The organism is Micromonospora sp. NPDC005324, from assembly GCF_040607155.1.
GTDB lineage: Bacteria > Actinomycetota > Actinomycetes > Mycobacteriales > Micromonosporaceae > Micromonospora > Micromonospora trifolii.
The window spans coordinates 83532-106021 of sequence record NZ_JBEXGE010000012.1 but is presented as its reverse complement, the minus strand read 5'-3'; the positions used below and the strand labels follow the sequence as shown (position 1 = coordinate 106021).

The following is a 22490-nucleotide window of genomic DNA, read 5'->3' as shown; positions in this document are numbered from 1 at the left end:
GGCGGAATGGGCGGGCCACTGGTCTTCGCGCACCGCGGCGCCTCGTTCGACCTACCCGAGCACACCCTCGCCGCGTACCTGCGCGCCCTCGACGAGGGCGCCGACGGCCTGGAGTGCGACGTCCGGCTGACCCGGGACGGGCACCTGGTCTGCGTGCACGACAGACGACTCGACCGCACCAGCAACGGCCGCGGTCTGGTCAGCGCGCGTACGCTCGCCGAGCTGGACGCCCTGGACTTCGGCTCGTGGCACCCGGGCAGCGCCCCGAGCGGCGACCTGCCGCCGGATGAGTCGCACACCCGGCTGCTGACCCTGGCCCGGCTCCTGGACGCGGTGCTCGCCGCCGGGCGGCCGGTCCGACTGCTGGTCGAGACGAAGCACCCGTCCCGCTACGGCTCGAACGTGGAACGGCGACTGGTCAGCCTGCTGCGCCGGTACGGGCTGGCCGACCCCGCGCCGGACGACCCGGTGCAGGTCACCGTCATGTCGTTCTCCCCGCTGGCGGTCCGTCGGGTGCGCGAGCTGGCCCCGACGCTCCCCACAGTGCTGCTGCTGGAGGTGCTGCCGCGCTGGCTGCGGTTGGGGCGACTGCCATTCGGCACCCGGATCGCCGGGCCGGGAATCGGCCTGGTCCGGGCCCGCCCGCAGCTGCTGCCCGCACTGCGCGCGGCCGGCAACCAGGTGTACGTCTGGACTGTCAACGAACCGACCGACCTGGAGCTGGTGCTGGCCGCCGGGGTGGACGGCATCATCACCGACCGGCCCGCGTACGCCCTCGCCCGGCTGGAACGCTGACCCATCGACCGGGCGGGGGTGCCCAAAAGCGGGCCGGCGGGGCAGACTCGGCACATGCCGGAGCGTATCGATTTCCCCGCTCTCATCGCCGGCCACACAGTCGTGATCGAGATGATCAATTCTGGTGACGCGGGCCTGCCGGTCCTCACCCAACTGCTCAGGGTGGCCCAGCCGGCGCTCGGCGCGACCGGGATGGCGTTCGTCGAGTTCGGTCCGACCGGCGGTCGCGTCATCGCCGCGACCGGCGCGGCGGCGTGGGCCCTCGGCCGACCACTGGCGGTCGACGACCCGGACACCGTCTGCCTGCTCTCCGGGCCTCGGGTGCGCCAGGCGCGGGTGAGCGACCTCAACGGCAAGCTGGCCGGCGAACTGGCCGGCAGCGGCCTGCGCCGGATGGTGGTCTCCCGGGCCGAGATCGGCGGCCACACCGTCGGCAGCCTGCACGCGCTCTATCCGGGCGATGACGAGCCGGGCGCCGAGCAGCAGGGGGTCATCGCCTACCTCGCGTCCTGCGTCGGGCACATGTACGGCGACCAGAGTGGCCTGCCGGTGCACGGCGACGGCCCGGTGGTGGCGGCCCTCGCCGACGGGCTGGCCGTCGTCGACCGGGACGGGCACGTCAGGCTCTGGAACCCGGCCGCCGCCCAGGTCACCGGCCGGACGGTCGAGCAGGCGCTGAGCCGCCCGTTGCCGTTCCCGCTGCCGCCCTCCGGGCAGGTTCGGGACCACCGGATGCCGGACGGCCGCTGGCTGCGGATCACCTCCGGCGACCTGCCCGGCCCCGGCACGTTACGGGTGGTCACCTTCCGCGACATCACCGACCAGCAGCGCCGTGACCACGACCGCGAGCTCTTCGTCGCGGTGACCAGCCACGAGCTGCGCACTCCGGTCACCGTCATCAAGGGGTACGCGGACACCCTCACCGACCACTGGGAGTCGCTGACGGACGTCGACCGACGGCAGGCGGCCCGGGTGATCGGGCAACGCGCCAACGAGCTGGCCCGGCTGGTCGACCGTCTGCTCAGCTCGGCGGCCGAGGTGGGGCCCGGCGACGACCCTCCCACCCCGTTCGACCTCGGTGAGGCGCTGCGCTCCGCCGTCGTCGACCTGCCGGCGGAGCTGCGCCGCCGGCTGGTGCTCCGCCTCCCGAGCGATCTGCCCAAGGCGCTCGGTCACCGGCCCAGCCTGTCCACCGTGCTGACCGAGTTGACGACCAACGCCGGTAAATATTCAGCACCTGGTTCTCCCATCGAGATCACCGCCTCGGGCGACGGTCATCTGGTGGCGTTCCGGGTCAGCGACCAGGGCATCGGCATCCGGCCCGAGCATGTGGAACGGGCGTTCGACCGGTTCTGGCAGGGCGAGTCCGGCGACCGTCGCGGCTACCCGGGGGCCGGGCTCGGCCTCTATCTCGTCCGCCGGATCGTTGAACAGCAGAATGGATGGGTATCCCTACGTCCGAGGACCGGCGGCGGTACGGTCGCAGAGGTGCGGCTACCACGCGGTTGACCAGGGGTGGCGCGACGTGGAGGCGACGGTGGCAGCGGCAACGAGGGATCGAGCCTGGTGCGTGGTGGTTCCTCACCACCCGGGCGGGGCGCGGCTGGCCCGACACCGGCTCGCCGCCGAGCTGGCGGACGTCGTACCCCCGACGTTCCTCGCGGACCTGATCGCGGTGCTCGCGGAGCTGGTGGGCAACGCGGTGCGGCACGCCAGACCGTTGCCCGGCGGCGTGATCCGGGTTGCCTGGCAGCTACGGCCCTCGGATGAGGGCGCGTTGATCCAGCTACGGGTCACCGACGGTGGCAGCGCGAGCGCCGGCCCACGGCTCCGGACGGCCAGCCCTGACGCGGCGGACGGGCGCGGGCTGCACATCGTGGCCGGCCTGGCCACCCGCTGGGGCGTCGAGCAGGACGGCATGGGCCAACGCGTCTGGGCGGAGTTCGACACGGTGCCGACACCCCGACCCGACCTGGTGCCGGCGGGCTGAGGCCGGCTCGGGCGGGTCCCGGCCACGGCGAGCCGCCGGGGGCTCTAGGCTGTGACGCCGTGAGCAAGCGTCGAAAGAGCCAGCGCACCGCCGCCGACACCGTCCCCCGTCGCGACAAGGTGCGGGACGTCTTCGTGCCACGTCCGTTCGACGGGCTGGTCGACGAGTCCGAGTGGATCGCGCTGCGCGAGTTGGTGCCCGCCGCCTCCGCCCCGCTGCGGCTGGCACCCGCCCTGGTCGAGGAGTTCGGTGACCGGGCGGCGACGCTCGCCACGGTGCTGCCGATGGCCGCCCCGGCGATCACCAAGCCGGACGGCCGCGTGCTGATCGGTCTCCAGCGCCACCAGCAGTCCGGCGACGTGTCCCGGGATCTGGCCGACGCGTTGCTCAGCGCGCTGCGCGCCGAGCCGGGCGGCCAGGTGGCCGTGGCGCCACTGCCCGGCCCCGGGCCTCGCCTGCAGGACATCCTCGTGGACGGTCCGCTGGACATCACCATGCACGACGGTTTCGACTTCTGGCTCGACCCCGGGGCCGCCGACGATCCGACCGTCCAGGCGTCGCTGGAGCGCGCGAACGCGGCCATCTACCCGACGGTACGGCTGACCGCGGCGAAGGCCGCGTACTGGTGTCAGGTCCCGGAGAAGGCCCACGTGCGCTGGGTGCTGCCGGACGACGAGGACGCCGCCCTGGACGCGTTGGCCCGCCTCGGCGCGGCCGGCACGCTGACGCTCGGCGAGCAGACCAAGTTCGCCGGCATGTTCCGCGCGCACGGTCGACTCGTGCCGGTCTGGGACCTGCCGGAGGAGACCCCGGCCGCCGAGTGGGAGGAGCCGGTGGCGCAGTTCGCCAAGCGGTACGCCGAGGCGCTCACCGTCACCGACCCACTCGACGCCGCCGGTCGCCGGGCCCGCCAGGGGCTGCTCGGCCGCCAGCTCACCCTGCGCTGAGCCGGGGCCGTTGCCCCGGCTCAGGCGGGTGACGGGCCGGTCGCGTGCTCAGCCGGCGACGGGGAGCGGGTCGCGGGTGATCGGGCAGGACATGCAGCGCGGTCCGCCCCGACCGGAGCCCAACTCGGAGCCGGCGATCGGGATCACCTCGATGCCGGCCCGCTCCAGTTGGGCGTTGGTCTCCGTGTTGCGCTCGTAGCCGACGCAGAGCCGCGGAGCCAGCGCGAGGGTGTTGTTGCCGTCATCCCACTGCTCGCGTTCCGCGGTGACCGGATCCAGCCCGGTGTCGATGACCCGGAGCACGTCGAGGTCCATCGCGTCGGCGGCGGCGCGCAGGAACGGCGCCGGCCCGTCCACCCGCGGATCCTCGCCGTCCCCGCCGGAGATCACCGTGTACGCGGACAGCGTGCTCGCGATGTTGGGATACATCAGGACGGCGTCCACGTCGACCATCGTGCACACGGTGTCCAGGTGCATGGTGGCGCGTTTCTGCGCGATCGGCACCACCAGGATGGTGTGGGCCAGACCGGCGGCGAAGACCTGCCGTCCGAGGCGCTCGGCGCCGGCCGGTGTCGTCCGCTCGCCCACCCCGACCGCAAGCACCCCGGGTGCGAGCAGCAGCACGTCCCCGCCCTCCAGGTGCTCGAGGCTGGGGCGGTAGACGAACTCGGTGCCGGCGAACCGGGGGTGGTGGCGGTAGATGGCGTCGGTCAGGGTGGTCTCGCGGCGGCGGGCCGGCATGGCCAGGCTGGTGACACCGACCCGGTCGCCGATCCACAGCGACGAGTCGCGGGTGAAGAGCAGGTTGGGCAACGGGTCGATGACGAAGTCGTGTCGGTCCATCAGCGTGTAGACCAGTCCACCCGGTCGCTCCGAGCTGATCCGCAACTCCTCGTGGGCCAGCCCGGCGGTGAGCACGTCGGCCAGGGCGGCCGGGTCCAGGTAGGAGAGGTGGTCGGCGACGCGGGCGCGCAGGGTGTCGCCGAGCCGCCGGGAGCGCAGCACCTGCTCGGTGAGTTCGGCCCGGGCGTCCGCGACGGCCAGTGTCTCGGCCAGCAGGGTGGCCAGGTAGAGCACCTCGACGCCGCGCTCGCGCAGGGCGGCGGCGAACGCGTCGTGCTCCTCCTGGGCGCGCCCCACCCAGGGGATCGCGTCGAACAGGAGCGAGTCGTTGTTGCGTGGGGTGAGCCGGGCCAGTTCGGGGCCGGGCCGGTGCAGCAGTACGGTGCCGAGCCGCCCGACTTCACTGTCGACGTAGTGGGTCACACCCGCAGCGTAGGGCAGGGTTTAGCGGCATCCGAGAAAAGAACTGTGGATGAATATGGCATTCATCCACAGTCATTCCGGCGCTCCGGCTTGCCGAACACCGGTAGTGGCAACGTAGGGTAGTGAGGACATAACTTCGAGGGACCTTTTGCCGGAGGTCGCGATGACTGTCTTTCCCGCACGACGAGCCGTACCGTCCGCTCGGGCACTGCCGCCCGTCGCGGTGCCACACCCCCGCGTCGAGGCGCCGGGGGTTCTCGAACCGGTCCGTCCGACACCGCTCGAATGGGCCCGCCGCCGTCGGGCCGAGCGCGGTGCACGACGCCTGGAGGCAGCCGGGGCACGGGCGTTGGGCCAACTCGACCACCTCGGGCCCGCCTGGCATGTGATCGAGTGGCCGCGCACCGACGTGACAGACGTTCTCGACCGCGGTCAGGACGACCGAGCCGGGTTCCTCGCCATCGGGCCGAGTGGCCTCTTCGCCGTGACCATCGCCGACCACGGCCGGGCCAGAGTGCTCGTCGCCGGGGACGTGGTGCAGATCAACGGCAAGCGGCCCCCGTACGTGGCCGAGTCCCGCCGGGACGCCAAGCGGGCCAGCAAGGCCCTCTCCGACGCGGTGGGGCTGCCCGTTCCGGTGACACCGGTGCTGACCTTCGTCGGCTCGGGCGTGATCAGCGTCTACGGCCTTCCGAAGGACTGCCTGATGGCCACCCACCGGGAACTGGACCGGCTGCTCGTGGCCGGCGGCAGCCGGATCAGCCCCGCCACCGCCGAGAAGCTTTCCCGGGTCGCGCAGCACCCGGGCACCTGGCTGAACGGCACGTACCGTCCAACGGCCGACTACCGGTGGTACGACGAGGGCCGAACGGCCGCTGACAAGCCGGCCCACCGCCGGTAACGTCACCGGCGACGCCACGCGGCTCCGGTCCCCCCGTTCACCTCACCGGTCTCCGCGCCGTCACCGGTCGCCTGGGTTCACGCTGCGCGCCCGGTGACCCGGTGCGCTCGGTGATTCCGTCGGCGACCCGCTAGCGTGGACAGTCGATCGGTGCACATAGGAGGCGCGGTGGCCCACGTCGAACTTTCGCTCTCGGAAGCGTTCGTGCCGGCGGCGCGGGCCTCGACAGAGCCGGAGTCCGACAACGTCGGCCAATGGTCGTCGACAGTCTCCCGGGCCGATGAGCCGTGTCTGCTGATCGACGCCGACACCCGGGTGGTGGCGATCTCCACGGCCGGCTGCGAGCTGCTCTGCCTCGGTGAGCCGGCCGGGCTGATCGGGCGGCCGTTGCTCGATGGCGGGCTGCGCCTGCTCGACTTCACCGCCAACCGGGGCGAGCTGACCGAAGCCGAGATCGACAAGATCCCGCCCCTGCTGGCGCTCTCCTCGGGCCGACTCGCCCGTGGGCTGCTCCGGGTGCAGGCCGCCTCGGCGAACAGCTCCGACGCGACAGTTGACGCGATCTCCACCCCGGTGCTCACCGATGGCACCGTCGCCGGCTCACTCACCTTCTTCTCCGAGGTCTGACCTGCGGCGCAGTGTGTCCTTCGCCGCACGCGGCGTTGCCGGGGCAGTCCCGCACGAAGGCCGTAGGGTGCCCTCATGCTCGATATCGCTCTGCTGCCGGGGGAATACGCTGTGTGCCGGATGGCCGCCGGCGCCACAGTGCCGTACGCGCTGTCGAGTGGGCTGCGCGGCGCGGACGTGGTGACGGTGAGCTGGACCTCTGACGGGATCTCCGTGATCTGCCCGACCGACCGGGCGCCGGCACAGGCCGTGGTGGAGACGACCTGGCGCTGCCTACGGGTCACCGCCCCGGTGGCGCCGGCCGGCGCCGGCAGCCTGGCCGCGCTGGTCGACCCGCTCGCCGAGGCACGGGTCAGCGCCGTCACGTTCTCCACGTTCGACACCGACTACCTGCTGGTGCCGACCGTCCGGCTGACCGAGGGCACTGCCGCGCTCCAGCGCGCCGGGCACCGCGTCACCGGCTGACCTTCACCCGACCGGCCGCTCACCCTACGATGGGCTCGGCCACCCCGGCCGCGACGAATTCTCCGATGTCCCGAGGATCGGCCCGTGCCGTTCACCCCACCGCCGCCCGCGCCCCCCTCGACGCGGTCGACGATCCGCAACTCGTCGGTCACTCCTGGCCGCACAGCCGAGCGCGTTCCTGCGCGGAGCCTCGGCCGAGTCCTGCCGATGGCGCTCGCCGTCGCGGCGCTGGCCGGCTGTGGCGCCCCGCCCGGGCTGGGGGAGCCGACCAGCGTGCCCACCCACACCGCGGCCCCGACACCGTCCGGCTCGAGCACCGCACCGGCCACGCCGCCGACCACCGCGCCGTCTCTCGGTACTGTCACGCCCACCCCGGACGCCGGGTTGGTCGCGACGCCCTGCCGCAACGGGCCGACCGGGCAGCGGGTGCTGCAACTGTTGCGCGGCCGGGCCGGAGTGCTGCCGGCGAACGTCCGGGTCCAGGTCCGCACCGGGCCGCTCTGCGCCGGCGACTGGCAGTTCACAGTGTTGACGGTGACCGGGCACGAGGAACTCCAGGTGGTCACCCGGGGCGAGCCCGCCTCCCCGGTGCTGGTCACCGCCGGCACCGACGTCTGCACCATCGAGGTACGCGCCACCAGCCCGGCCGGGATCCGCGCCCTCGCCTGCGACGCCGGCCCGGCCAACGGGCCGGGTGCGTAGGCTGATCGTCATGCCGGGAACACCGCCGACACGTTTCGTCTTCCTCGGGCCGGAGGGCACCTTCGCCGAGCAGGCCCTGCGCTCCATACCCGCCGCCGAACGCGGCACCCGTACGCCCGCCCGCAGCGTCGGAGAGGCGTTGGACAGCGTCCGCGCCGGCGACGCCGACGCCGCGCTGGTGCCCTTGGAGAACTCGATCGGCGGCGCGGTGGGCGTCACGCTGGACGAGATGGCCGAGGGCGAACCGCTGGTGATCACCCGCGAGGTGATCCTGTCGGTGGAGTTCGTGCTCGCCGCGCGGCCCGACACCCCGCTGACCTCGATCCGCACCGTGGCGGCCCACCCACAGGCGTCCACCCAGTGCCGGGGCTGGTTGCGCGACCACCTCCCCGACGCCGTGGTGGTCGACGTGCTCTCCAACGGCGCGGCCGCCGCCGGCGCCGGCACTGGCGAGTACGACGCGGCGATCTGCGCACCGATCGGAGCCTCCCGGCACCGACTCACCACACTCGCCGACAAGATCGCCGACCACCCCGACGCGGTGACGCGGTTCGCGCTGGTGTCCCGCCCCGGGCCGCCACCGCCGCCGACCGGTGACGACCTCACCTCGCTCGCGGTCTACATCGCCCACGACCGGGTCGGCGCGCTGCTGTCCGTGCTGATGGAGCTGGCCGTCCGTGGCGTCAACCTGACCCGGATCGAATCCCGTCCGACCGGCGAGGCGCTGGGCCGCTACGTCTTCTTCCTGGACTGCACCGGCCACGTGGCCGACGTACGCCTGGGCGAGGCGTTGCAGGGGCTCCGAAGGGTCTGTGCCGATGTCCGCTTCCTGGGCTCCTATCCCCGGCACCGGTGGGCCGAGGCGGGCGAACGCCCGGTGCCCGCGCCAGCGGGCCTCTCCGACGTCGACTACGCCGACGCGGCGGCCTGGCTGACCCGCCTGCGTACCGGTGAGTTGACCTGACCGGCGCGGAGCGCCCCCGGGAGAACGGGGGGCGCCCGCGCCGCTGCCGGTCAGCTCGACAGATGAGGTGCCCCGATCAGCTCAGCAGACCGCCGAGCAGACCGCCCTCCTGCTGCTGCTGACCACTGCCCAGGACCGGCGGCTCCTCGGACGGCTGCACCACCACGAAGCCCTGACCGGCGAAGCTCATGGTGAACGACTCACCGGTGCGGCGGCCGAGCAGCGTGCCGAGGCCGAGCTGCTCGGCCCGGTGGTAGCCGGTCTGGAGGTTGGCCGACCAGCAGACCGCGGCCTGCGGGTCGACGTACGTCGGGGCGTCCACGTTGAGCACGACCGGGGTGCCCTTGGTGGTGATGGCGATCCGCCCGTAGCCGCTGAACACACAGTTGAAGAGGCCGGACGAGGACGCCATCCCGGCGCCGCCGACCACCTTGATGTCGTACTGGAGGGTGGAGTCGAAGGCGAGCACGCTGGAGCCGTTGATGGAGAGGGCGTCGCCCGGCTCCAGGTCGATGATGTGCACGTCCTTGGCCAGCTCGGCGAGGAAGACGTCACCCTGACCGGAGACCTTCATCAGCGGGACGCCCTCGCCGGTGAGCTTCTGCTTGAGGAACTTGCCGAGCCCGCCTGAACCCAACGCCTGGAACTGCACATTTCCCTGGTAGGCGACCATCGACCCGACCCGGGCCATCGCCTCACCGTTGAGCTCGATCTTCAACATCTTGGAGTTCTGCAACCGCATGCCGGGCTGCGCGGACTCCTTCTCCAGATTTTCCGCGGAGAACAGCTCGCTGCGCATGAAAGGGCCTCCTGAATAGGGTCGAGTTCGCTGCACCGACGGTAGGCGACCTCGGCAAGCACCGGCCATCGGCCGGGCGGCGCGCCGCGGCCCGGCCGTGTGGCGCGGACGGGCGTCGAAGCGGCGGGGCTCAGCCCCAGCCGAGCGCGTGCAACCGCGCGTCGTCGATGCCGAAGTGGTGGGCGATCTCGTGCACCACTGTCACCGCCACCTCGTCGATGACGTCCTCGTCGTTGTCGCAGATCCGCAGGATCGGATGGCGGTAGATGAAGATCCGGTCGGGCAGCACACCGGAGTAGTCCCAACCGCGCTCGGTGAGCGCATGCCCCTCGTAGAGGCCGAGCAGGTCGACCTCCCCCGGTGGCGGGTCGTCCTCGACGAGGATCACCACGTTGTTCATCAGGCCGAGTAGTTCTTCGGGCACCTCGTCGAGGGCTTCGCCGACCAACTCCTCGAAGCGCTCACGGCTCATCTCCACCGGCACCTCGCCCATTGTGCCCGACGCGGGGGCACGAGGCCCGGTCCTGCTGGACGACAGATCGGCACATGCACGGAAGAAGCGACCACCCGGGACCGGGCGGAGGCTTCTTCCGTGGACGTGCGGTGTGGGCCGGCTGGCTCAGGCAGCCAGGCGGGCGTTGAGGGTGATCTCGGCACCCGGCGAGAGCAGGCGGGAGATCGGGCAGTTGGCCTTGGCGGCCTCGGCGAGCTTCTGGAACTCCGCGTCGTCGATCCCCGGGACCTGACCGACCGTCTCCAGGTCGATCCGGGTCACGGTCATGCCGGCGTCGGTCTTGTCCAGGTGCACCTTGGCGGTGGTCTCGACCGAGGTGGCCGTCGAGCCCGCGTCGGCAAGCGCCTTGGAGAACGCCATCGAGAAGCAGCCGGCGTGCGCGGCGGCGATCAGCTCCTCGGGGTTGGTGCCCTCACCCTCCTCGAAGCGCGACTTGAAGGAGTAGTTCCCGGACAGGCCGCCCTTACCGGTGCGGATGGTGCCCGCGCCCTCGGTGAGATTGCCCTGCCATTGTGCTGAAGCGGTACGGATAGGCATGGGGCAGACGCTAGCGGAAAGGCGACCGCCGAGCGACAGACCGGCGCGCTCGCCAGCCCTGCGATCCCTGTCACCACCAGCTTGCTGTGCCATGATGCGAGCCAGGTCCGTGACCGGCGGAAGGGTGGCCGATGTCCGAGGAGCTTCCAATCCCGCGGCAGGGCGACCGATCCGAGGCCCCGGCGGTGATCGGGTGGGGTGCCGACGAGCCGGCCCCGCGACGCCGCTTCGCCTGGTCCCTGGCCGATCTCGTACAGGATCCCCGTCTGCCCCTCCTGCTCGCCGGTCTGGGCGCGGTGGCCGCGATCGCCTCGCTCGTCGGTGAGTGGCTCGTGATGAGCGTGCCGAACGGGGGGCCCGAAGGAAACACGACGATCAAGGTGCCCGCCGGGGTGTCCGATGTCGGTGGCTTCGGGGTCGGCTACCTGTTCGGGCTCCTCGTTCTCGTCTGCATCGTGGCGCTGTCGTTGCGGGGCACAGCGGCCGTGCGGCCGAACGCCCGGCTGGCCGGTCTCACCCTGGCCGGTGCCCTGCTGGCGCTGCTGGTGGCCGCCACGGCCAGCCTCGACAACCCCGGTGAGCGAAACCTCTTCTACTCGCCCGAGGACGGCTTCCAGGTCGAGTACGGCCGTGGGCTGGTGATGGCGTTCGCCGCCTGTGTGCTGTTCGCGGCCGCCCTGCGGCTGACCCCCGCCGCATCCCCCGGCGCGTTCGGGCCGCCGGACGACGACCGCCCCGCCGACCCGGCGGCACCGCGACCCCGGCGCCGCCGCCGCGACCCCGACCCGATCGAGGACGGCCTCCCCGCCCCAGCCGACCTCACGGTCACCCCAGCCGCCCCCTTCGCCCGCCCCGACCCCCAGCCCTGACCCCACGCCGCGCCCCGCCGCCCCCACCCCCTCACCGCGTCCCACCCGACCGCGTCGATCATGGACTTGTGGTGGTGGGCATAAGTCGCACAAGCGGATGAAGTGGCCACCACAAGTCCTTGATCGACGTGGAGAGGGGCGGGGGCGCCTGCGGGGACGGGGAGGTGGCGCGCGGGGGACATCTTGCGGGTGCCCGGGGTTGGCGTCCGATTCGCCTGGAAGCCATGGATGCGACCCGTTCCGCGAGGTACGGTTGCTGCCCGCCGTCACGCCGGGAGTCGGTTTCCCTGACCATGGCGGTGCGACGGCGGCGGGCGAAGGAGGAACGATGACCCGCCCGGGACTGCCCAAGTTGATCGCGACCGACCTCGACGGGACGCTGGTCCGCAGCGATGACACCGTCTCCGCGTACACCCATGGGGTGCTCGACCGGGTGCGCGCCGCCGGAATTCCGGTGGTCGGCGCGACCGGACGCGGCCCTCGGTTGACCGAGTTGACCCGCAACGACATTCGGGCCGCCGACTTCCTGGTGATGGCCGGCGGCGGACGGGTGGTCGACCAGAGCGACCCGACCGGCCCGGTGGTGCTCCGCGACGAGCGGCTGCCCGCCGAGGTGCTGGCCCGGCTCCTCGCCGACCTGGAGGCGGCTGTCGGCCCGCTGACCGTGATGGTCGAGGCGTCCGACGAGCACGACGCCCCGCTGTGGGGCGACTACCACGAGAGCTGGCCCTACCAGGACCGCTTCGAGGCGCGCACTCGCGACGAGTGCCTCGCCTGCGACGTGATCAAGGCGTTCGCCCGGACCGCCGACCACCACGTGGACGAGCTGCTGGCGGTGGCCCGCCGGATCGTTCCGCCGCAGGTCGCCACGCTCACCCAGGCCGGGCTCGGCTTCATCGAGATCTGCCCGCCCGGCGTGGACAAGGCGACCGGGCTGACAGTGGTGGCGCAGACCCTCGGGGTCGACCCGGCCGATGTGCTGGTCTTCGGTGACATGCCCAACGACCTGCCGATGTTCGAGTGGGCCGGCTGGTCGCGGGTGGCCGTGGCCAACGCGCACCCCGCGCTGCGCGCCGTCGCCGACGAGGTGACCTTGCGCAACGACGACGACGGGGTGGCGGTGTATCTGGACCGGCTACTGTCCCGGTAATGGGAGACACGCCCCGCCTCATCGCCACCGACATCGACGGCACGCTGATCCGCGACGACCACACCGTCAGCCCACGCACCGCCGACCTGCTCGCGCGGATCTCCGCGCGAGGCACGCCGGTCGTCCTGGTCACCGGCCGTCCGGTCCGCTGGCTCAAGATGGTGTACGACCAGCTCGCCCGACCGCTGCCGGCGGTCTGCGCCAACGGCGCCGTGGTCTACGACCCGTTCTCCGACGAGGTGGTGCGGGCTGACCCGCTCGCCCCGCAACACCTGGCCGAGGTGGCCCGGAGGCTACGGGCCGAGGTGCCCGGGATCAGCTTCGCCGTGGAGATCCTGGACAGCCGGGAGATGCGGCACGAGGCGCACTACCCGCTGCGCTGGGACGCCGACGCCAACGGCATCCGGCCGATCGAGACGCCGGAGGAGCTGCTGTCGGTTCCGGCGGTGAAGCTCCTCGCCCGAGCCGGCGAGCAGGACCCGGATGCCTTCGCCGAGCTGATCGCCACGGCGGTGGCGGGGTTGGCCGAGGCCACGCACTCGTCGTCCTCCGGGTTGGTGGAGATCTCCGCGGCCGGGGTGACCAAGGCGGCGGGGCTGGCCTGGTACTGCGACCAGCTCGGGGTGGCTGCTGCGGACGTGCTGGCCTTCGGTGACATGCCCAACGACGTGCCGATGCTCACCTGGGCCGGGCGTGGCGTGGCAGTGGCCAACGCGCACCGCGCCGTCCTGGCGGTCGCCGACGACGTGACGACGGCGAACACCGAGGACGGCGTGGCGGCGTACCTGGAGAAGATCTTCGGGGTGGACTGAGGTCAGAGGTACTGACCGGTGTTGTGACCCTCGCCGCCGCCCGGCTGGCCGATGCCCGGCATCCCGGGGACGACCCCACCGGGGCCGCTGGGCAGCGCCTGGCGGCCACCGCGCATCTGCTCCAGCTGCACCCGGGCGGCCATCTGCTGGGCCACCAGGGCCGCCTGGATGCCGTGGAACAGGCCCTCCAGCCAGCCGACGAGCTGGGCGTGCGCGATCCGCAGCTCCCCCTCGCTGGGGGCCTTGTCCTCGGCGAAGGGCAGCGAGATGCGCTCCAGCTCGTCGCGCAGCTCGGGGGCGAGGCCCTCCTTGAGCTCGACGATCGACCGCTCGTGGATCTCCCGCATCCGGTTGCGGCTGGCGTCGTCGAGAGGTGCGGCCTTCACCTCCTCCAGCAACTGCTTGATCATGCTGCCGATCCGCATCACCTTGGCCGGCTGTTCGACCAGGCGGGTCGGGTCCTCGCCCTGGCCCTCGTCGGTCTGCATCGTGCCGATCGGCCGGCCGTCCGGGCCCACCACCACCACGGTGCCGGAGTGGCCGGAGTCGTCGGGGCCGGGCTCGTCGTTCTGTCCAGCGGAGCGCGCTTCGGTCATGGGGTCCATCTTTACCCAGCGGGCGCGAGCTATGCCGGCCGGGACCGACTACCGGGGCCGAACCACCCGGGCGGGGCGCGTTACCGTCGCGCCATGCCTGTCGACCCGCGCGCCGTGCTGACCCGGCCCGCACCGGAGCCCGACCGGACGGTGGCGTACGGGGACCACCCCGACCAGGTGGCCGATCTGCGCCTCCCGGCGGGAACCGGGCCGGCCCGGCCGCTGGTCGTCGTCCTGCACGGCGGCTTCTGGCGGGCCGAGTACGACCGACGGCACACCGGCCCGTTGGCCGCAGCCCTCGCCGCTGACGGCTACCCGGTGGCGCAGCTGGAATACCGCCGCACCGGGCAGCCCGGCGGTGGCTGGCCGGGCACCCTGACCGACGTACTGACCGGGGTGGCCGAGCTGCCGGCGCTGGCGGCCGAGGCGCTCCCCGGCCGGGTGAGCCTGGCCGCGCCGATCCTGGTCGGGCACTCCGCCGGCGGCCACCTGGCGCTGTACGTGGCGGCCACCGCCCCGGCGACGGTGGGCGGGGTGCTCGCCCTGGCCCCGGTGGCCGATCTGGGCGAGGCGTACCGGCGAGATCTGGACTCGGGCGCTGTCGCCGCGCTGCTCGGCGGCGGCCCGGCGCAGGTCCCGGACCGGTACGCGAGCGCGGATCCACGAATGTTGGTACCGATACGGACACGGACAGTAGTTGTTCATGGCTCGGACGATCATCAGGTCCCGGTGGAGATGAGCCGGGACTTCGTCGCGGAGGCGTGTGCCGCAGGTTCCGATATTTCCCTTGTTGAACTGCCCGGATGCGAGCATTTCGGGCTGATCGACCCGGAGTCCGTGGCCTGGTCTCAGGTCCTTGCCGCGTTGCGGTCCCTGCACGATGATCACTAGCCATTGACGCAGCGTCGCGGACCAGGTAGAACGCCGGAGGGGCGGTGTTCGGCCCTGTAACGCTTCCGTGGAAGGAACTCGGTGTCGCAGATGAATCGCAGGCGGGCGCTCCAACTGTTGGCCGCGCTCGGTACCACCGGGTTCGTCGCCGCGTGTGGCTCAGACGGTGACGCCGAGCCGACCGCCGACCGGGGCCCGATCAAGATCGGTTTGATCACGCCGCAGGCTGGTGGTTTCAAGAGCATCGGCGACGACATCACCAATGGCTTCCAGCTCTTCCTCGACCTGCACGACCAGCGGCTGGGTGGCCACCCGGTGGAGCTGTTGACCGCCGACGAGGGCGACACCGCGAAGACTGGCAAGGCTGCCGTCGAAGGTCTGCTCAAGCAGGGCGTGCTGGCGCTCACCGGCGTCGTCAACTCGGCGGTGATGGTCGGCATCCGCGACACCGTGGAGCAGGCCCGGGTCCCGCTGATCGGCTCCAACGCCTCACCGAGCAGCCTGCAGAGCGTCTTCTACATCTGGCGGACCTCGTACGTGCTCGACGAAGCCGGCCGGGCGCTGGGCCGCTACCTGCGCGACCAACTGCCGGCCAACGGCCGCGTCGCGATCATCATGCCGGAGAACGTCGGCAGCCCCGACGTGGTCCGCGGCTTCCGGCAGGAGTTCGGCGCGACCGACCCGCGGATTCGCGACGCGGTGACCTACACCAGCTCCACCTCCAACCCCGGCAAGACGACGTACTCCTCGGACATCACCAAGGCGCTGGCCAAGAACCCCACGGCGGTCTTCTGCTTCTTCGCCGGAGCGGCCGCCGTGGAGTTCATCAAGCAGCTGCGCGAGAAGTTCGCCGGGCCGATCTACGCACCCGGCTTCCTCACCGAGGGCACCGTGCTGGAAAATTTGAAGGACAACGCGCTGGGCATCCAGACCGCGCTGAACTACTCGGCCGACCTGAACAACACGTCCAACCGGGTCTTCGCCTCGGCGTACCGCAAGAAGTACCAGTTCACCCCCACCACGTACGCGATGGCGTCGTACGACGCGGCGCAGGTGCTCGACCAGGCCATCCAGCTGACCGGCGGGAAGCCCACGCCGCAGCAGGTCAACCTGGCGCTGGGCAAGATCGGCCAGATCGACAGCCCGCGCGGCATCTGGCAGTTCAACCAGCCGCGTACCCCGCAGCAGAAGTGGTACCTGCGCGAGGTGCAGCGCGACGGTCAGGTCATGTCGAACGTGCTGATCAACGAGCTGGCCACGCTGGGCTGAACGCCCACCCGGAGCACGATTCGGGGCCGGTCTCCCAGTGGGAGGCCGACCCCGAGGCGTTCGCGGGTCAGTGCCGCAGCTCGGCGATGCAGCACTTCACGCTGCCGCCACCCTTCTTCAGCTCGGCCAGCTCGACCGGGACCGGGGTGTACCCGGCCGCCTTGAGCTTGCCGGCCAGGCGGGTGGCCTCGCTGTTGAGCACCACGTTCGCGCCGTCGCTGACCAGGTTGAGCCCGAAGGCCATCGCGTCCTCGTCGTCGGCGACCACCGCGTCCGGGAAGAGTTGGGTGAGCACCCGCTGACTGGCCGCGGAGAACGCGCCCGGGAAGTAGACGATGTTCGCGTCGTCGATGGCCGCGAGCGCCACGTCCAGGTGGTAGAAGCGGGGGTCGATCAGGCGCAGCGACACCACCGGACGACCCAGCGCCTCCTGCGCCTCCGCGTGCGCGGGGATCTCCGTGCGGAAGCCGTGACCGGCCAGGATGAGCCCGCCGTGCGCCTCCGGCACGTACGCGAAGTCGCCCTCGCCCTCGTTGGTCTCGCTGGGTGCGATGAACCGCCAGCCCTGCGCCTCGTAGAAGGCGTGGTGGGCGGCAGCCTCAGCGGCCCGCTGCTCGTGCTTGAACCGGGCGCCGTAGACGCTGCCGTCCACCGCGAAGCCGCCGTTGGCGGCGTAGACCATGTCGGGCAGGCCCTGCTCGGGGGTGAGCAGATGCACCTCGTGGCCGAGGCCGACAAGCGTCTCGCGCAGCCGGTCCCACTGTTTGACGGCCAGGTCCCGATCGACCGGGGTGGCCACGTCCATCCACGGGTTGATCGCGTACTCGACCGCGAAGTAATCCGGCGAGCACATGAGATATGTCCGCTTTCGCGGGAAACGCTGCTGGTTCACGGTCACCAAGAGTAGGTACCGTAGAACTTTGAAAACAGCCACAAGCGTTGCTTCCCAGAGGCGGAACGTTGCAGATAGATGCGGTAGACCAGCGGATCATTGCGTTGCTCGTCGCGGACGCCCGCGCGTCCTACGCCGACATCGGCGCCCGGGTGTCACTCTCCGCCCCAGCGGTCAAGCGTCGCGTCGACCGACTCCGCGCCACCGGCGTGATCAGGGGATTCACGGCCGTCGTTGATCCGGCCGCCGTCGGCTGGACCACGGAGGCCTTCGTCGAGCTGTTCTGCGCCGGCCGGACCACCCCGGCGCAGATCGGCGTGGCCGCCCGCCGACACCCCGAGGTGGTCGGCGCGTACACCGTCTCCGGGGAGGCGGACGCGCTCGTGCACCTGCGCGCCGCCGACATCGCCCACCTGGAGGCAGCGCTGGAGCGGCTGCGTGCCGAGTCCTTCGTGACCTCCACCCGCAGCACCATCGTGCTCTCCCGGCTGGTCGAGTCCCCCGGCGTCGGCCCGTCCGCTGGCGCCTCTTGACCTCAACCCAGGTTGAGGAGATGGACTGGCCCCGAGTGGGCGAGGCAGCCCACCGGGGCCGAGGGGACTGTCATGCGGGCGATCTGGTTACGTGAGTTCGGCGGGCCCGGGGTGCTGGTGCCGGGCCCCGCGCCCGACCCGGTCCCCGGCCCCGGCCAGGTGCTGATCGACGTCGCGCACGCGAACATCACCTTCATCGAGACGCAGCTGCGCGCCGGTCGCCCCGGCCCGTTCCGCCTCACCCCACCGCTGATCCCCGGCAACGGCGTCGGCGGGGTGATCACGGGTGTCGGGCCGGACGTCGACAGGGCGCTGACCGGGCAGCGGGTGGTGAGCGCCACCGGAGGTTCCGGCGGTTACGCCGAACGCGCGGCCGTGGACGCGTCGGCGACGATCGCGGTGCCGGCCGGGTTGGCGCTGGACGATGCGGTGGCGCTGCTGGCCGACGGGCGGACCGCCACCATGCTGATCGAGGCGGTCGGTGTCCGCCCAGGTGACCGGGTGCTGGTGGAGGCCGCAGCCGGCGGCGTCGGCAGCCTGTTGGTGCAACTCGCGGCCCGGGCCGGGGCCCGCGTGATCGGCGCGGCCGGCGGGCGACGCAAGGTGGACCTGCTACCCGGCCTGGGCGCCGAGTTGGCCGTCGACTACCTGCTGCCCGAGTGGGCCGAGCAGATCCGCGCTGAGGTGGGCGGGGTCGACGTGGTGCTCGACGGAGTCGGTGGCCCGGTGGCCCGGGCCGCCTTCGACCTGATCCCCCCGGGCGGCCGGATGGTCAGCTTCGGGTTGGCGAGCGGGGAGTGGTCCCCGGTGTCGGCGGAGGCCGCCACGGCACGGCAGGTCACAGTGGTCCGCCCGGACGTGCCGCCGGCCCGGCTGCGGGCGTACACCGAACAGGCCCTGGCGGACGCGGCGGCCGGCCGCCTGCGACCGCTCATCGGCCAACGTTTCCCACTGGAACGCGCCGCCGACGCGCACGCCGCCATCGAGGCGCGCGCGACGGTCGGCAAGACCCTGCTGGACGTGGCCTGATCGGGCTCAGAGATACATGCCGGTGCGGTGCTCCGACTCGTCGCGCCGGACCGGCTTGTCACCCTCACCGAAGAACCGCTTGCCGCCGAACTCGCCGTGCAGACGGTCGTCCAACTCGTCGGCGAGACCGGTCATCACCTGCACCGCCAGCATCAGATGGGTCGCCTGGAAGTTACGGCCGAACACCGGGATGGACGCCCAGACCGTGTCGTCGGCGCAGTAGAGGCGGCCGATCGGCATCCGGTTCGTCAGCTCGGAGAGCTTGACGTAGAGCCGCTCGGTCGGCTCCACCTCGGTGAGCACCGGCGAGAAGACGTCCACCAGGGGCGGATTGTCCCGTACCCGCACGAAGACCATCGCCGAGCCGGCACGGATGGTGATGTCGCCGTCCGAGTCGATCTGCAACCGGTCGGTGTCCGACTTCAACATCGTGGAGACCACGGTGCGGACCCGATCGGCCAGGTCGAGCACGTCGTCCCGCTCGACCTGCGCGGCTGCCGCCTCGGCCAACGCCTCCTCCAGGTCACCCTCGACGTCGGCGTCCGGGCCGAACTCGCTGCGGGCGGTGCCCAGCGGGTCCACTGCCAACGGCTCGCCCTCGGCGTCGTGCACCAGATAGACGAGGAAGGCCGGGTGCGGGGCACCGTAGACGTCCCGCAGCGTGCGGGAGAGCAGCGTGGCGACCTGCGTCGACTCGGCCGTCGTGGCGTTCAGCCCGAAGGAACCACCGGAGCCGGCGACCACCCCGGGCGGGGACCAACCAAGCGCGACCATGTCCGCCACCGCGCCCCGGTCCAGTCGGTAGCCCGCCGGCAGTGCGGCGTTGCCGACCGCGCGGGCGGACAACACCCGGTCCGCGTCCACGTCGACGCTGATCGAATAGACGGCGTCCCCGGTGCCGGAGGCGGTGGGGTCAAGGGTCAGGTCGAGGTTCGCGCCGACGGGAAGTTCCCGCAGCCGTACGGCGAGCGCGCGGGCGAACTCCCGCCACGCCTCGGTCACCTTCGCCCGCAGGTCGGTGGTGCTGGGCTCGTCGAGCAGGATCGATTCCGCCGGCTCAGTCGAAGCGCCGGGCAGATCACCGTGCGGCGCCGAGGGGTGGTCAGCCGTCATGATCGCCTCCGTCCGTCACGATCACCCTACCCACGCCGCCTGTTGGTCGAATCAGCCCCGACCGGGATCGGACAGCGGCGGTCAGGGGGCCGTCGGGTCGGCGGGGTCGGCGCCCAGCTCGACCGGCCAGGCGCCCGCCAGCGCGCTGAGCCGGGCCGCAGCGTCCGCCGGGTCCGCGCCCCGGCCAACCGCCAACCCGAAGAGGTACGCGGTGACCGGCGCACCCGGACGCAGCACCTGGTGAGCGACGTCCCGGGCCAGATCCAGCACCGCCGGCACCGGCACCGCGGCCGGGTCCAGATCCAACTCGGCGCACACCGCCGTGACCCAGTCGTCCATCACCGTCATCGCGTCCACTCCTCCGCCCGGCGTACGTCCTCGTCAGTGTCGCAGTCGAACCACGGCGGCGGGCCCTCGCCGGACCAGGCCACCTCCCGCACGACGAGACCCGCCAGCAACGCCCGGACCGGGGCCCCGGACAGACTGCCGCCCCGCTCGACCGTCAGCCGGTCCAAGGCCGCACGCAGCGCGGTGACCCGCCAGACACCGCAGAGCGACTGCCGCCGCCCGTCCCCGTCCACGAAGCACGCCCCGTCCGGTCCCCGCTCGCCGGCGGGGCCGCTGTGCGCCGGCGGCGCCGGAGCTGAGCCGCTGCGTGCCGGCGGCGCCGGAGCAGAGCCGCCGCCCGGTTGTTCGGTGTCGGGGGTCTCCCGGTCGAGGTGCTTCAGCAGGTCACCGATCGCGGCAGGGGTGAGCAGCGGCAGGTCGGCGGCGAGCAGCGCGACCAGACTGACGTCGGGATCCAGCAGCGCCAGGCCGGCAGCCGCCGCGGCGACCGGACCCCCGCCGGGCGGGTCCTCCCGGACGACCCGCACCCCCGCCGGCACGGAGTCGGCCGCACCGACCAGCACCCGCGGCGTCGCGTCGCTGACGGCGACCAGCACCCTGTCACGCATCGGCCGGCCACCGACCGGAAGCGCGGGCTTGTCGACCCCGCCCATCCGTCGGGCGGCCCCACCCGCGAGCACCACTGCGGCGTACGTCCCCACCCGGCCACCGTAGCCGCGCCAGCGCCCGATCGTGCCGGCGCTCGCTCAGGCCCGACCCTCGCCCCGGTGATCATGAAGGTATCGCTCGACACGCCGACGACACGCGCGGACAACTTCATGATCAACGCGCGGGGGTGGGGTGGGGTCGGGGTGGGGTGGAGGATAGCGGGATGGGACGGGCAACTGATCGACGCGGCGTACTCCGAATCGACCTGGACGCGGCGACCGCCGGCCGCGGATCGGTCCGCCGACCGGACACGCTCGCCGTGGAGGAGCCGCTGGAGATCCGGGTCGGCGCGGCCGGTCCCGGCAGGCGTCGGCCGCTCGCCGTCACCATGCGTACTCCGGGCGACGACCTGGACCTGGCCATCGGTTTCCTGCTGACGGAGGGGCTGATCCGGTCGACCGACGACGTGCTGACCGCGCAACTCTGCGCCGGCGCGGAGACGCCGAACACGTACAACGTGGTGGACGTGGTGCTCGCCCCCGGCGTACCGGAACCGACCACCGACCCGTCCCGGAACTTCTACACGACCAGCTCCTGCGGGGTCTGCGGCAAGGCCAGCATCGACGCGGTACGCACCCGGTCGCTCTTCCCGGTCGCGGCGGATCCGCTCAGCGTGCCGGCCACGCTGCTCGCCGAGCTGCCCGACCGGTTGCGCGCCGCCCAGCGCGGCTTCGATCGGACGGGCGGGCTGCACGCGGCGGGGTTGTTCACCCCCGACGGTGAGCTGGTGGTGCTCCGGGAGGACGTGGGCCGGCACAACGCCGTCGACAAGGTGATCGGCTGGGCCGTGCGGGAACGCCGGCTGCCGCTCGCCGGGCACCTGCTGCTGGTCTCCGGACGGGCCAGCTTCGAGCTGACCCAGAAGGCGTGGATGGCGGGGTTGCCACTGCTGGCCGCGGTGTCCGCCCCGAGCACCCTCGCCGCCGAACTGGCCGACGAGGCGGGGATGACACTTGTCGGCTTCCTCCGCGGCCGGACCATGAACGTCTACACCGGGCCGCAGCGGATCACTGTGGAGCAGCCTGCCTGACCCGAGCGCCCCGTCAGCGACCGATTCGGTCGATCAGGTCGAAGAGGGAAAGCCGTGCGGCGGCGTCGCGGGCGATCAGGAAACCGGCGATGCCGAGGATCCAGCCCAACGCGCTGCCCGCCTTCGTGACGATCCAGGTGTTCAGGCGGGCCAGCACCGGCTCGACCAGTCGCGGGCGGGCCACCCTGGCACCCAGCAACAACACCGCCGGCAGCACCATGACCAGGCAGTACCCGGTGAGCAGCGCCACCACGCTCGCCTCTCCCACCCCCGAGGTGGCCAACAGACCCACCGCACCGAGGTACGGAAGCATGGTCGCCACCTCGGCAAGCGCCGCGAGCAGCGCGAGCCCCACCAACCAGCGGGTCGAGGAGTCTCCGGCGGTGGCCCGGTCCCGCCAGCGCAACACGCCACCGGTACGGGGACGCCGCTTGCCGTCGTAGCGGAAGCTGAGCGCCAGCATTCCCACACCCAGGACGAGTTGCGCCCAGAGGACGCCCCGGTTGTCCAGGGCGCCGCCCAGCGCGTCCCCCAGCGCGCTACCGCCCCAGACCAGCAGCAGCCCTACCGCGAGGTAGAACGCCGCGATGGTGGCGAGGTAGCCCAGGATCCGCCGGACGTTGACCGGCCCGGGGGCGAGCAGCAACCAGACCGGGATGAAGAGGGTGCCGATGCTGGTGCTGTCGATCAACGCCAGCCCGGCCAGCGACAGCAGCAACTCGGGGGTCATGTCGTACCAACGC

27 protein-coding genes are annotated in these 22490 nt (G+C 72.2%); 17 read left to right on the top strand and 10 right to left on the bottom strand.

Translation table 11 applies throughout. The annotated features are described in order from the left end of the window. Positions 1-6 precede the first annotated feature (6 nt). The 4 genes from ABZS40_RS15330 (at position 7) to ABZS40_RS15315 (ending at position 3732) form a co-directional block, all read left to right on the top strand. Positions 7-795 (top strand): glycerophosphodiester phosphodiesterase family protein, encoded by a 789-nt coding sequence (locus ABZS40_RS15330; RefSeq protein ID WP_354943884.1) that lies wholly within the window; start codon positions 7-9, stop codon positions 793-795. Positions 796-849: 54 nt separating this feature from the next. Then, positions 850-2304: a PAS domain-containing sensor histidine kinase gene (locus tag ABZS40_RS15325; RefSeq protein ID WP_354943883.1), complete on the top strand. Its 1455-nt coding sequence runs from the start codon at positions 850-852 to the stop codon at positions 2302-2304. A 61-nt stretch (positions 2305-2365) separates the two neighbouring features. Continuing rightward, positions 2366-2785 carry an ATP-binding protein gene (locus ABZS40_RS15320; protein ID WP_354943882.1) on the top strand — a complete coding sequence of 140 codons (420 nt, stop codon included), beginning with the start codon at positions 2366-2368 and terminating at the stop codon, positions 2783-2785. 59 nt (positions 2786-2844) lie between these two features. Beyond that, positions 2845-3732 (top strand): DUF5926 family protein, encoded by an 888-nt coding sequence (locus tag ABZS40_RS15315; protein WP_354943881.1) that lies wholly within the window; start codon positions 2845-2847, stop codon positions 3730-3732. 48 nt (positions 3733-3780) lie between these two features. On the opposite strand, the gene ABZS40_RS15310 is transcribed toward ABZS40_RS15315, so the two are convergent. Next, a complete protein-coding gene (locus tag ABZS40_RS15310) occupies positions 3781-4998 on the bottom strand; it encodes an arginine deiminase (protein WP_354943880.1) in 1218 nt (405 codons plus the stop codon). A gap of 163 nt (positions 4999-5161) precedes the next feature. Between ABZS40_RS15310 and ABZS40_RS15305 the strand changes: the two genes are divergently transcribed. From ABZS40_RS15305 to pheA, 5 genes are all read left to right on the top strand, one after another. Next, entirely contained in the window at positions 5162-5899 is a 738-nt protein-coding gene (locus ABZS40_RS15305) for a hypothetical protein (protein ID WP_238657411.1), read from the top strand. Between the two features lie 168 nt (positions 5900-6067). Next, a complete protein-coding gene (locus ABZS40_RS15300) occupies positions 6068-6526 on the top strand; it encodes a hypothetical protein (RefSeq protein WP_112583869.1) in 459 nt (152 codons plus the stop codon). Between the two features lie 75 nt (positions 6527-6601). Then, the gene (locus ABZS40_RS15295; RefSeq protein ID WP_354943879.1) at positions 6602-6991 is read left to right on the top strand and encodes an ACT domain-containing protein; all 390 of its coding nucleotides are present in this window, start codon (positions 6602-6604) and stop codon (positions 6989-6991) included. 207 nt (positions 6992-7198) lie between these two features. After that, entirely contained in the window at positions 7199-7693 is a 495-nt protein-coding gene (locus ABZS40_RS15290; protein WP_354943878.1) for a hypothetical protein, read from the top strand. Positions 7694-7703: 10 nt separating this feature from the next. Next, positions 7704-8657, top strand: coding sequence for a prephenate dehydratase (gene pheA / locus ABZS40_RS15285; RefSeq protein ID WP_354943877.1), 954 nt, complete (start codon positions 7704-7706; stop codon positions 8655-8657). Positions 8658-8733: 76 nt separating this feature from the next. On the opposite strand, the gene ABZS40_RS15280 is transcribed toward pheA, so the two are convergent. The 3 genes from ABZS40_RS15280 to ABZS40_RS15270 form a co-directional block, all read right to left on the bottom strand. Beyond that, positions 8734-9456, bottom strand: coding sequence for an AIM24 family protein (locus tag ABZS40_RS15280; RefSeq protein ID WP_354943876.1), 723 nt, complete (start codon positions 9454-9456; stop codon positions 8734-8736). A gap of 130 nt (positions 9457-9586) precedes the next feature. Then, positions 9587-9934: a metallopeptidase family protein gene (locus tag ABZS40_RS15275; protein ID WP_030487733.1), complete on the bottom strand. Its 348-nt coding sequence runs from the start codon at positions 9932-9934 to the stop codon at positions 9587-9589. Positions 9935-10075: 141 nt separating this feature from the next. After that, positions 10076-10507 (bottom strand): OsmC family protein, encoded by a 432-nt coding sequence (locus ABZS40_RS15270; RefSeq protein WP_091396762.1) that lies wholly within the window; start codon positions 10505-10507, stop codon positions 10076-10078. A gap of 131 nt (positions 10508-10638) precedes the next feature. Between ABZS40_RS15270 and ABZS40_RS15265 the strand changes: the two genes are divergently transcribed. The 3 genes from ABZS40_RS15265 (at position 10639) to ABZS40_RS15255 (ending at position 13338) form a co-directional block, all read left to right on the top strand. Next, positions 10639-11376: a hypothetical protein gene (locus ABZS40_RS15265; RefSeq protein WP_354943875.1), complete on the top strand. Its 738-nt coding sequence runs from the start codon at positions 10639-10641 to the stop codon at positions 11374-11376. Between the two features lie 328 nt (positions 11377-11704). Further along, a complete protein-coding gene (locus ABZS40_RS15260; protein ID WP_354943874.1) occupies positions 11705-12526 on the top strand; it encodes an HAD hydrolase family protein in 822 nt (273 codons plus the stop codon). Then, positions 12526-13338, top strand: a complete 813-nt coding sequence (locus ABZS40_RS15255; protein WP_354943873.1) for an HAD family hydrolase — start codon at positions 12526-12528, stop codon at positions 13336-13338. The genes ABZS40_RS15260 and ABZS40_RS15255 overlap by 1 nt, the downstream gene beginning before the upstream one ends. 2 nt (positions 13339-13340) lie before the next feature. Here the strand turns inward: ABZS40_RS15255 and ABZS40_RS15250 are convergent, their stop codons facing one another. Next, the gene (locus tag ABZS40_RS15250) at positions 13341-13943 is read right to left on the bottom strand and encodes a bacterial proteasome activator family protein (protein WP_091396749.1); all 603 of its coding nucleotides are present in this window, start codon (positions 13941-13943) and stop codon (positions 13341-13343) included. Between the two features lie 84 nt (positions 13944-14027). Between ABZS40_RS15250 and ABZS40_RS15245 the strand changes: the two genes are divergently transcribed. Then, entirely contained in the window at positions 14028-14825 is a 798-nt protein-coding gene (locus ABZS40_RS15245; protein WP_354943872.1) for an alpha/beta hydrolase, read from the top strand. An 81-nt stretch (positions 14826-14906) separates the two neighbouring features. Continuing rightward, the gene (locus tag ABZS40_RS15240) at positions 14907-16094 is read left to right on the top strand and encodes an ABC transporter substrate-binding protein (protein ID WP_354943871.1); all 1188 of its coding nucleotides are present in this window, start codon (positions 14907-14909) and stop codon (positions 16092-16094) included. Positions 16095-16161: 67 nt separating this feature from the next. Here ABZS40_RS15240 and ddaH read toward each other — a convergent pair whose 3' ends face one another. After that, positions 16162-16995: a dimethylargininase gene (gene ddaH, locus ABZS40_RS15235; RefSeq protein ID WP_354943870.1), complete on the bottom strand. Its 834-nt coding sequence runs from the start codon at positions 16993-16995 to the stop codon at positions 16162-16164. A gap of 59 nt (positions 16996-17054) precedes the next feature. On the opposite strand from ddaH, the gene ABZS40_RS15230 reads away from it, so the two are divergent. Next, positions 17055-17519: an Lrp/AsnC family transcriptional regulator gene (locus ABZS40_RS15230; RefSeq protein ID WP_210787437.1), complete on the top strand. Its 465-nt coding sequence runs from the start codon at positions 17055-17057 to the stop codon at positions 17517-17519. A gap of 72 nt (positions 17520-17591) precedes the next feature. Further along, the gene (locus ABZS40_RS15225; RefSeq protein ID WP_354943869.1) at positions 17592-18548 is read left to right on the top strand and encodes a zinc-binding dehydrogenase; all 957 of its coding nucleotides are present in this window, start codon (positions 17592-17594) and stop codon (positions 18546-18548) included. Positions 18549-18554: 6 nt separating this feature from the next. Here ABZS40_RS15225 and ABZS40_RS15220 read toward each other — a convergent pair whose 3' ends face one another. From ABZS40_RS15220 to ABZS40_RS15210, 3 genes are all read right to left on the bottom strand, one after another. Further along, complete coding sequence (locus ABZS40_RS15220; protein ID WP_354943868.1) at positions 18555-19661, bottom strand: hypothetical protein; 1107 nt, start codon at positions 19659-19661, stop codon at positions 18555-18557. Between the two features lie 81 nt (positions 19662-19742). Beyond that, positions 19743-20009, bottom strand: coding sequence for a DUF6457 domain-containing protein (locus tag ABZS40_RS15215; RefSeq protein ID WP_112625373.1), 267 nt, complete (start codon positions 20007-20009; stop codon positions 19743-19745). Further along, positions 20006-20740 carry an NTP transferase domain-containing protein gene (locus tag ABZS40_RS15210; protein ID WP_354943951.1) on the bottom strand — a complete coding sequence of 245 codons (735 nt, stop codon included), beginning with the start codon at positions 20738-20740 and terminating at the stop codon, positions 20006-20008. Before ABZS40_RS15210 ends, ABZS40_RS15215 begins: the two co-directional genes overlap by 4 nt. 140 nt (positions 20741-20880) lie before the next feature. On the opposite strand from ABZS40_RS15210, the gene fdhD reads away from it, so the two are divergent. Next, on the top strand, positions 20881-21747 hold the full coding sequence (gene fdhD, locus ABZS40_RS15205; RefSeq protein WP_354943867.1) for a formate dehydrogenase accessory sulfurtransferase FdhD: 867 nt from the start codon (positions 20881-20883) through the stop codon (positions 21745-21747). A gap of 13 nt (positions 21748-21760) precedes the next feature. Here the strand turns inward: fdhD and ABZS40_RS15200 are convergent, their stop codons facing one another. Beyond that, positions 21761-22477: a GAP family protein gene (locus ABZS40_RS15200; protein ID WP_354943866.1), complete on the bottom strand. Its 717-nt coding sequence runs from the start codon at positions 22475-22477 to the stop codon at positions 21761-21763. Positions 22478-22490 lie beyond the last annotated feature (13 nt).

Excerpts from the sequence above, each read along its gene's own strand:
- ABZS40_RS15330 (WP_354943884.1), top strand. The coding sequence starts at position 7 with ATGGGCGGGCCACTGGTCTTCGCGCACCGCGGCGCCTCGTTCGACCTA.
- ABZS40_RS15325 (WP_354943883.1), top strand. The coding sequence starts at position 850 with ATGCCGGAGCGTATCGATTTCCCCGCTCTCATCGCCGGCCACACAGTC.
- ABZS40_RS15305 (WP_238657411.1), top strand. The coding sequence starts at position 5,162 with ATGACTGTCTTTCCCGCACGACGAGCCGTACCGTCCGCTCGGGCACTG.
- ABZS40_RS15295 (WP_354943879.1), top strand. The coding sequence starts at position 6,602 with ATGCTCGATATCGCTCTGCTGCCGGGGGAATACGCTGTGTGCCGGATG.
- ABZS40_RS15290 (WP_354943878.1), top strand. The coding sequence starts at position 7,199 with ATGGCGCTCGCCGTCGCGGCGCTGGCCGGCTGTGGCGCCCCGCCCGGG.
- pheA (WP_354943877.1), top strand. The coding sequence starts at position 7,704 with ATGCCGGGAACACCGCCGACACGTTTCGTCTTCCTCGGGCCGGAGGGC.
- ABZS40_RS15280 (WP_354943876.1), bottom strand. The coding sequence starts at position 9,456 with ATGCGCAGCGAGCTGTTCTCCGCGGAAAATCTGGAGAAGGAGTCCGCG.
- ABZS40_RS15270 (WP_091396762.1), bottom strand. The coding sequence starts at position 10,507 with ATGCCTATCCGTACCGCTTCAGCACAATGGCAGGGCAATCTCACCGAG.
- ABZS40_RS15265 (WP_354943875.1), top strand. The coding sequence starts at position 10,639 with ATGTCCGAGGAGCTTCCAATCCCGCGGCAGGGCGACCGATCCGAGGCC.
- ABZS40_RS15260 (WP_354943874.1), top strand. The coding sequence starts at position 11,705 with ATGACCCGCCCGGGACTGCCCAAGTTGATCGCGACCGACCTCGACGGG.
- ABZS40_RS15255 (WP_354943873.1), top strand. The coding sequence starts at position 12,526 with ATGGGAGACACGCCCCGCCTCATCGCCACCGACATCGACGGCACGCTG.
- ABZS40_RS15250 (WP_091396749.1), bottom strand. The coding sequence starts at position 13,943 with ATGGACCCCATGACCGAAGCGCGCTCCGCTGGACAGAACGACGAGCCC.
- ABZS40_RS15245 (WP_354943872.1), top strand. The coding sequence starts at position 14,028 with ATGCCTGTCGACCCGCGCGCCGTGCTGACCCGGCCCGCACCGGAGCCC.
- ABZS40_RS15225 (WP_354943869.1), top strand. The coding sequence starts at position 17,592 with ATGCGGGCGATCTGGTTACGTGAGTTCGGCGGGCCCGGGGTGCTGGTG.
- ABZS40_RS15220 (WP_354943868.1), bottom strand. The coding sequence starts at position 19,661 with ATGACGGCTGACCACCCCTCGGCGCCGCACGGTGATCTGCCCGGCGCT.
- ABZS40_RS15215 (WP_112625373.1), bottom strand. The coding sequence starts at position 20,009 with ATGACGGTGATGGACGACTGGGTCACGGCGGTGTGCGCCGAGTTGGAT.
- fdhD (WP_354943867.1), top strand. The coding sequence starts at position 20,881 with ATGGGACGGGCAACTGATCGACGCGGCGTACTCCGAATCGACCTGGAC.
- ABZS40_RS15200 (WP_354943866.1), bottom strand. The coding sequence starts at position 22,477 with ATGACCCCCGAGTTGCTGCTGTCGCTGGCCGGGCTGGCGTTGATCGAC.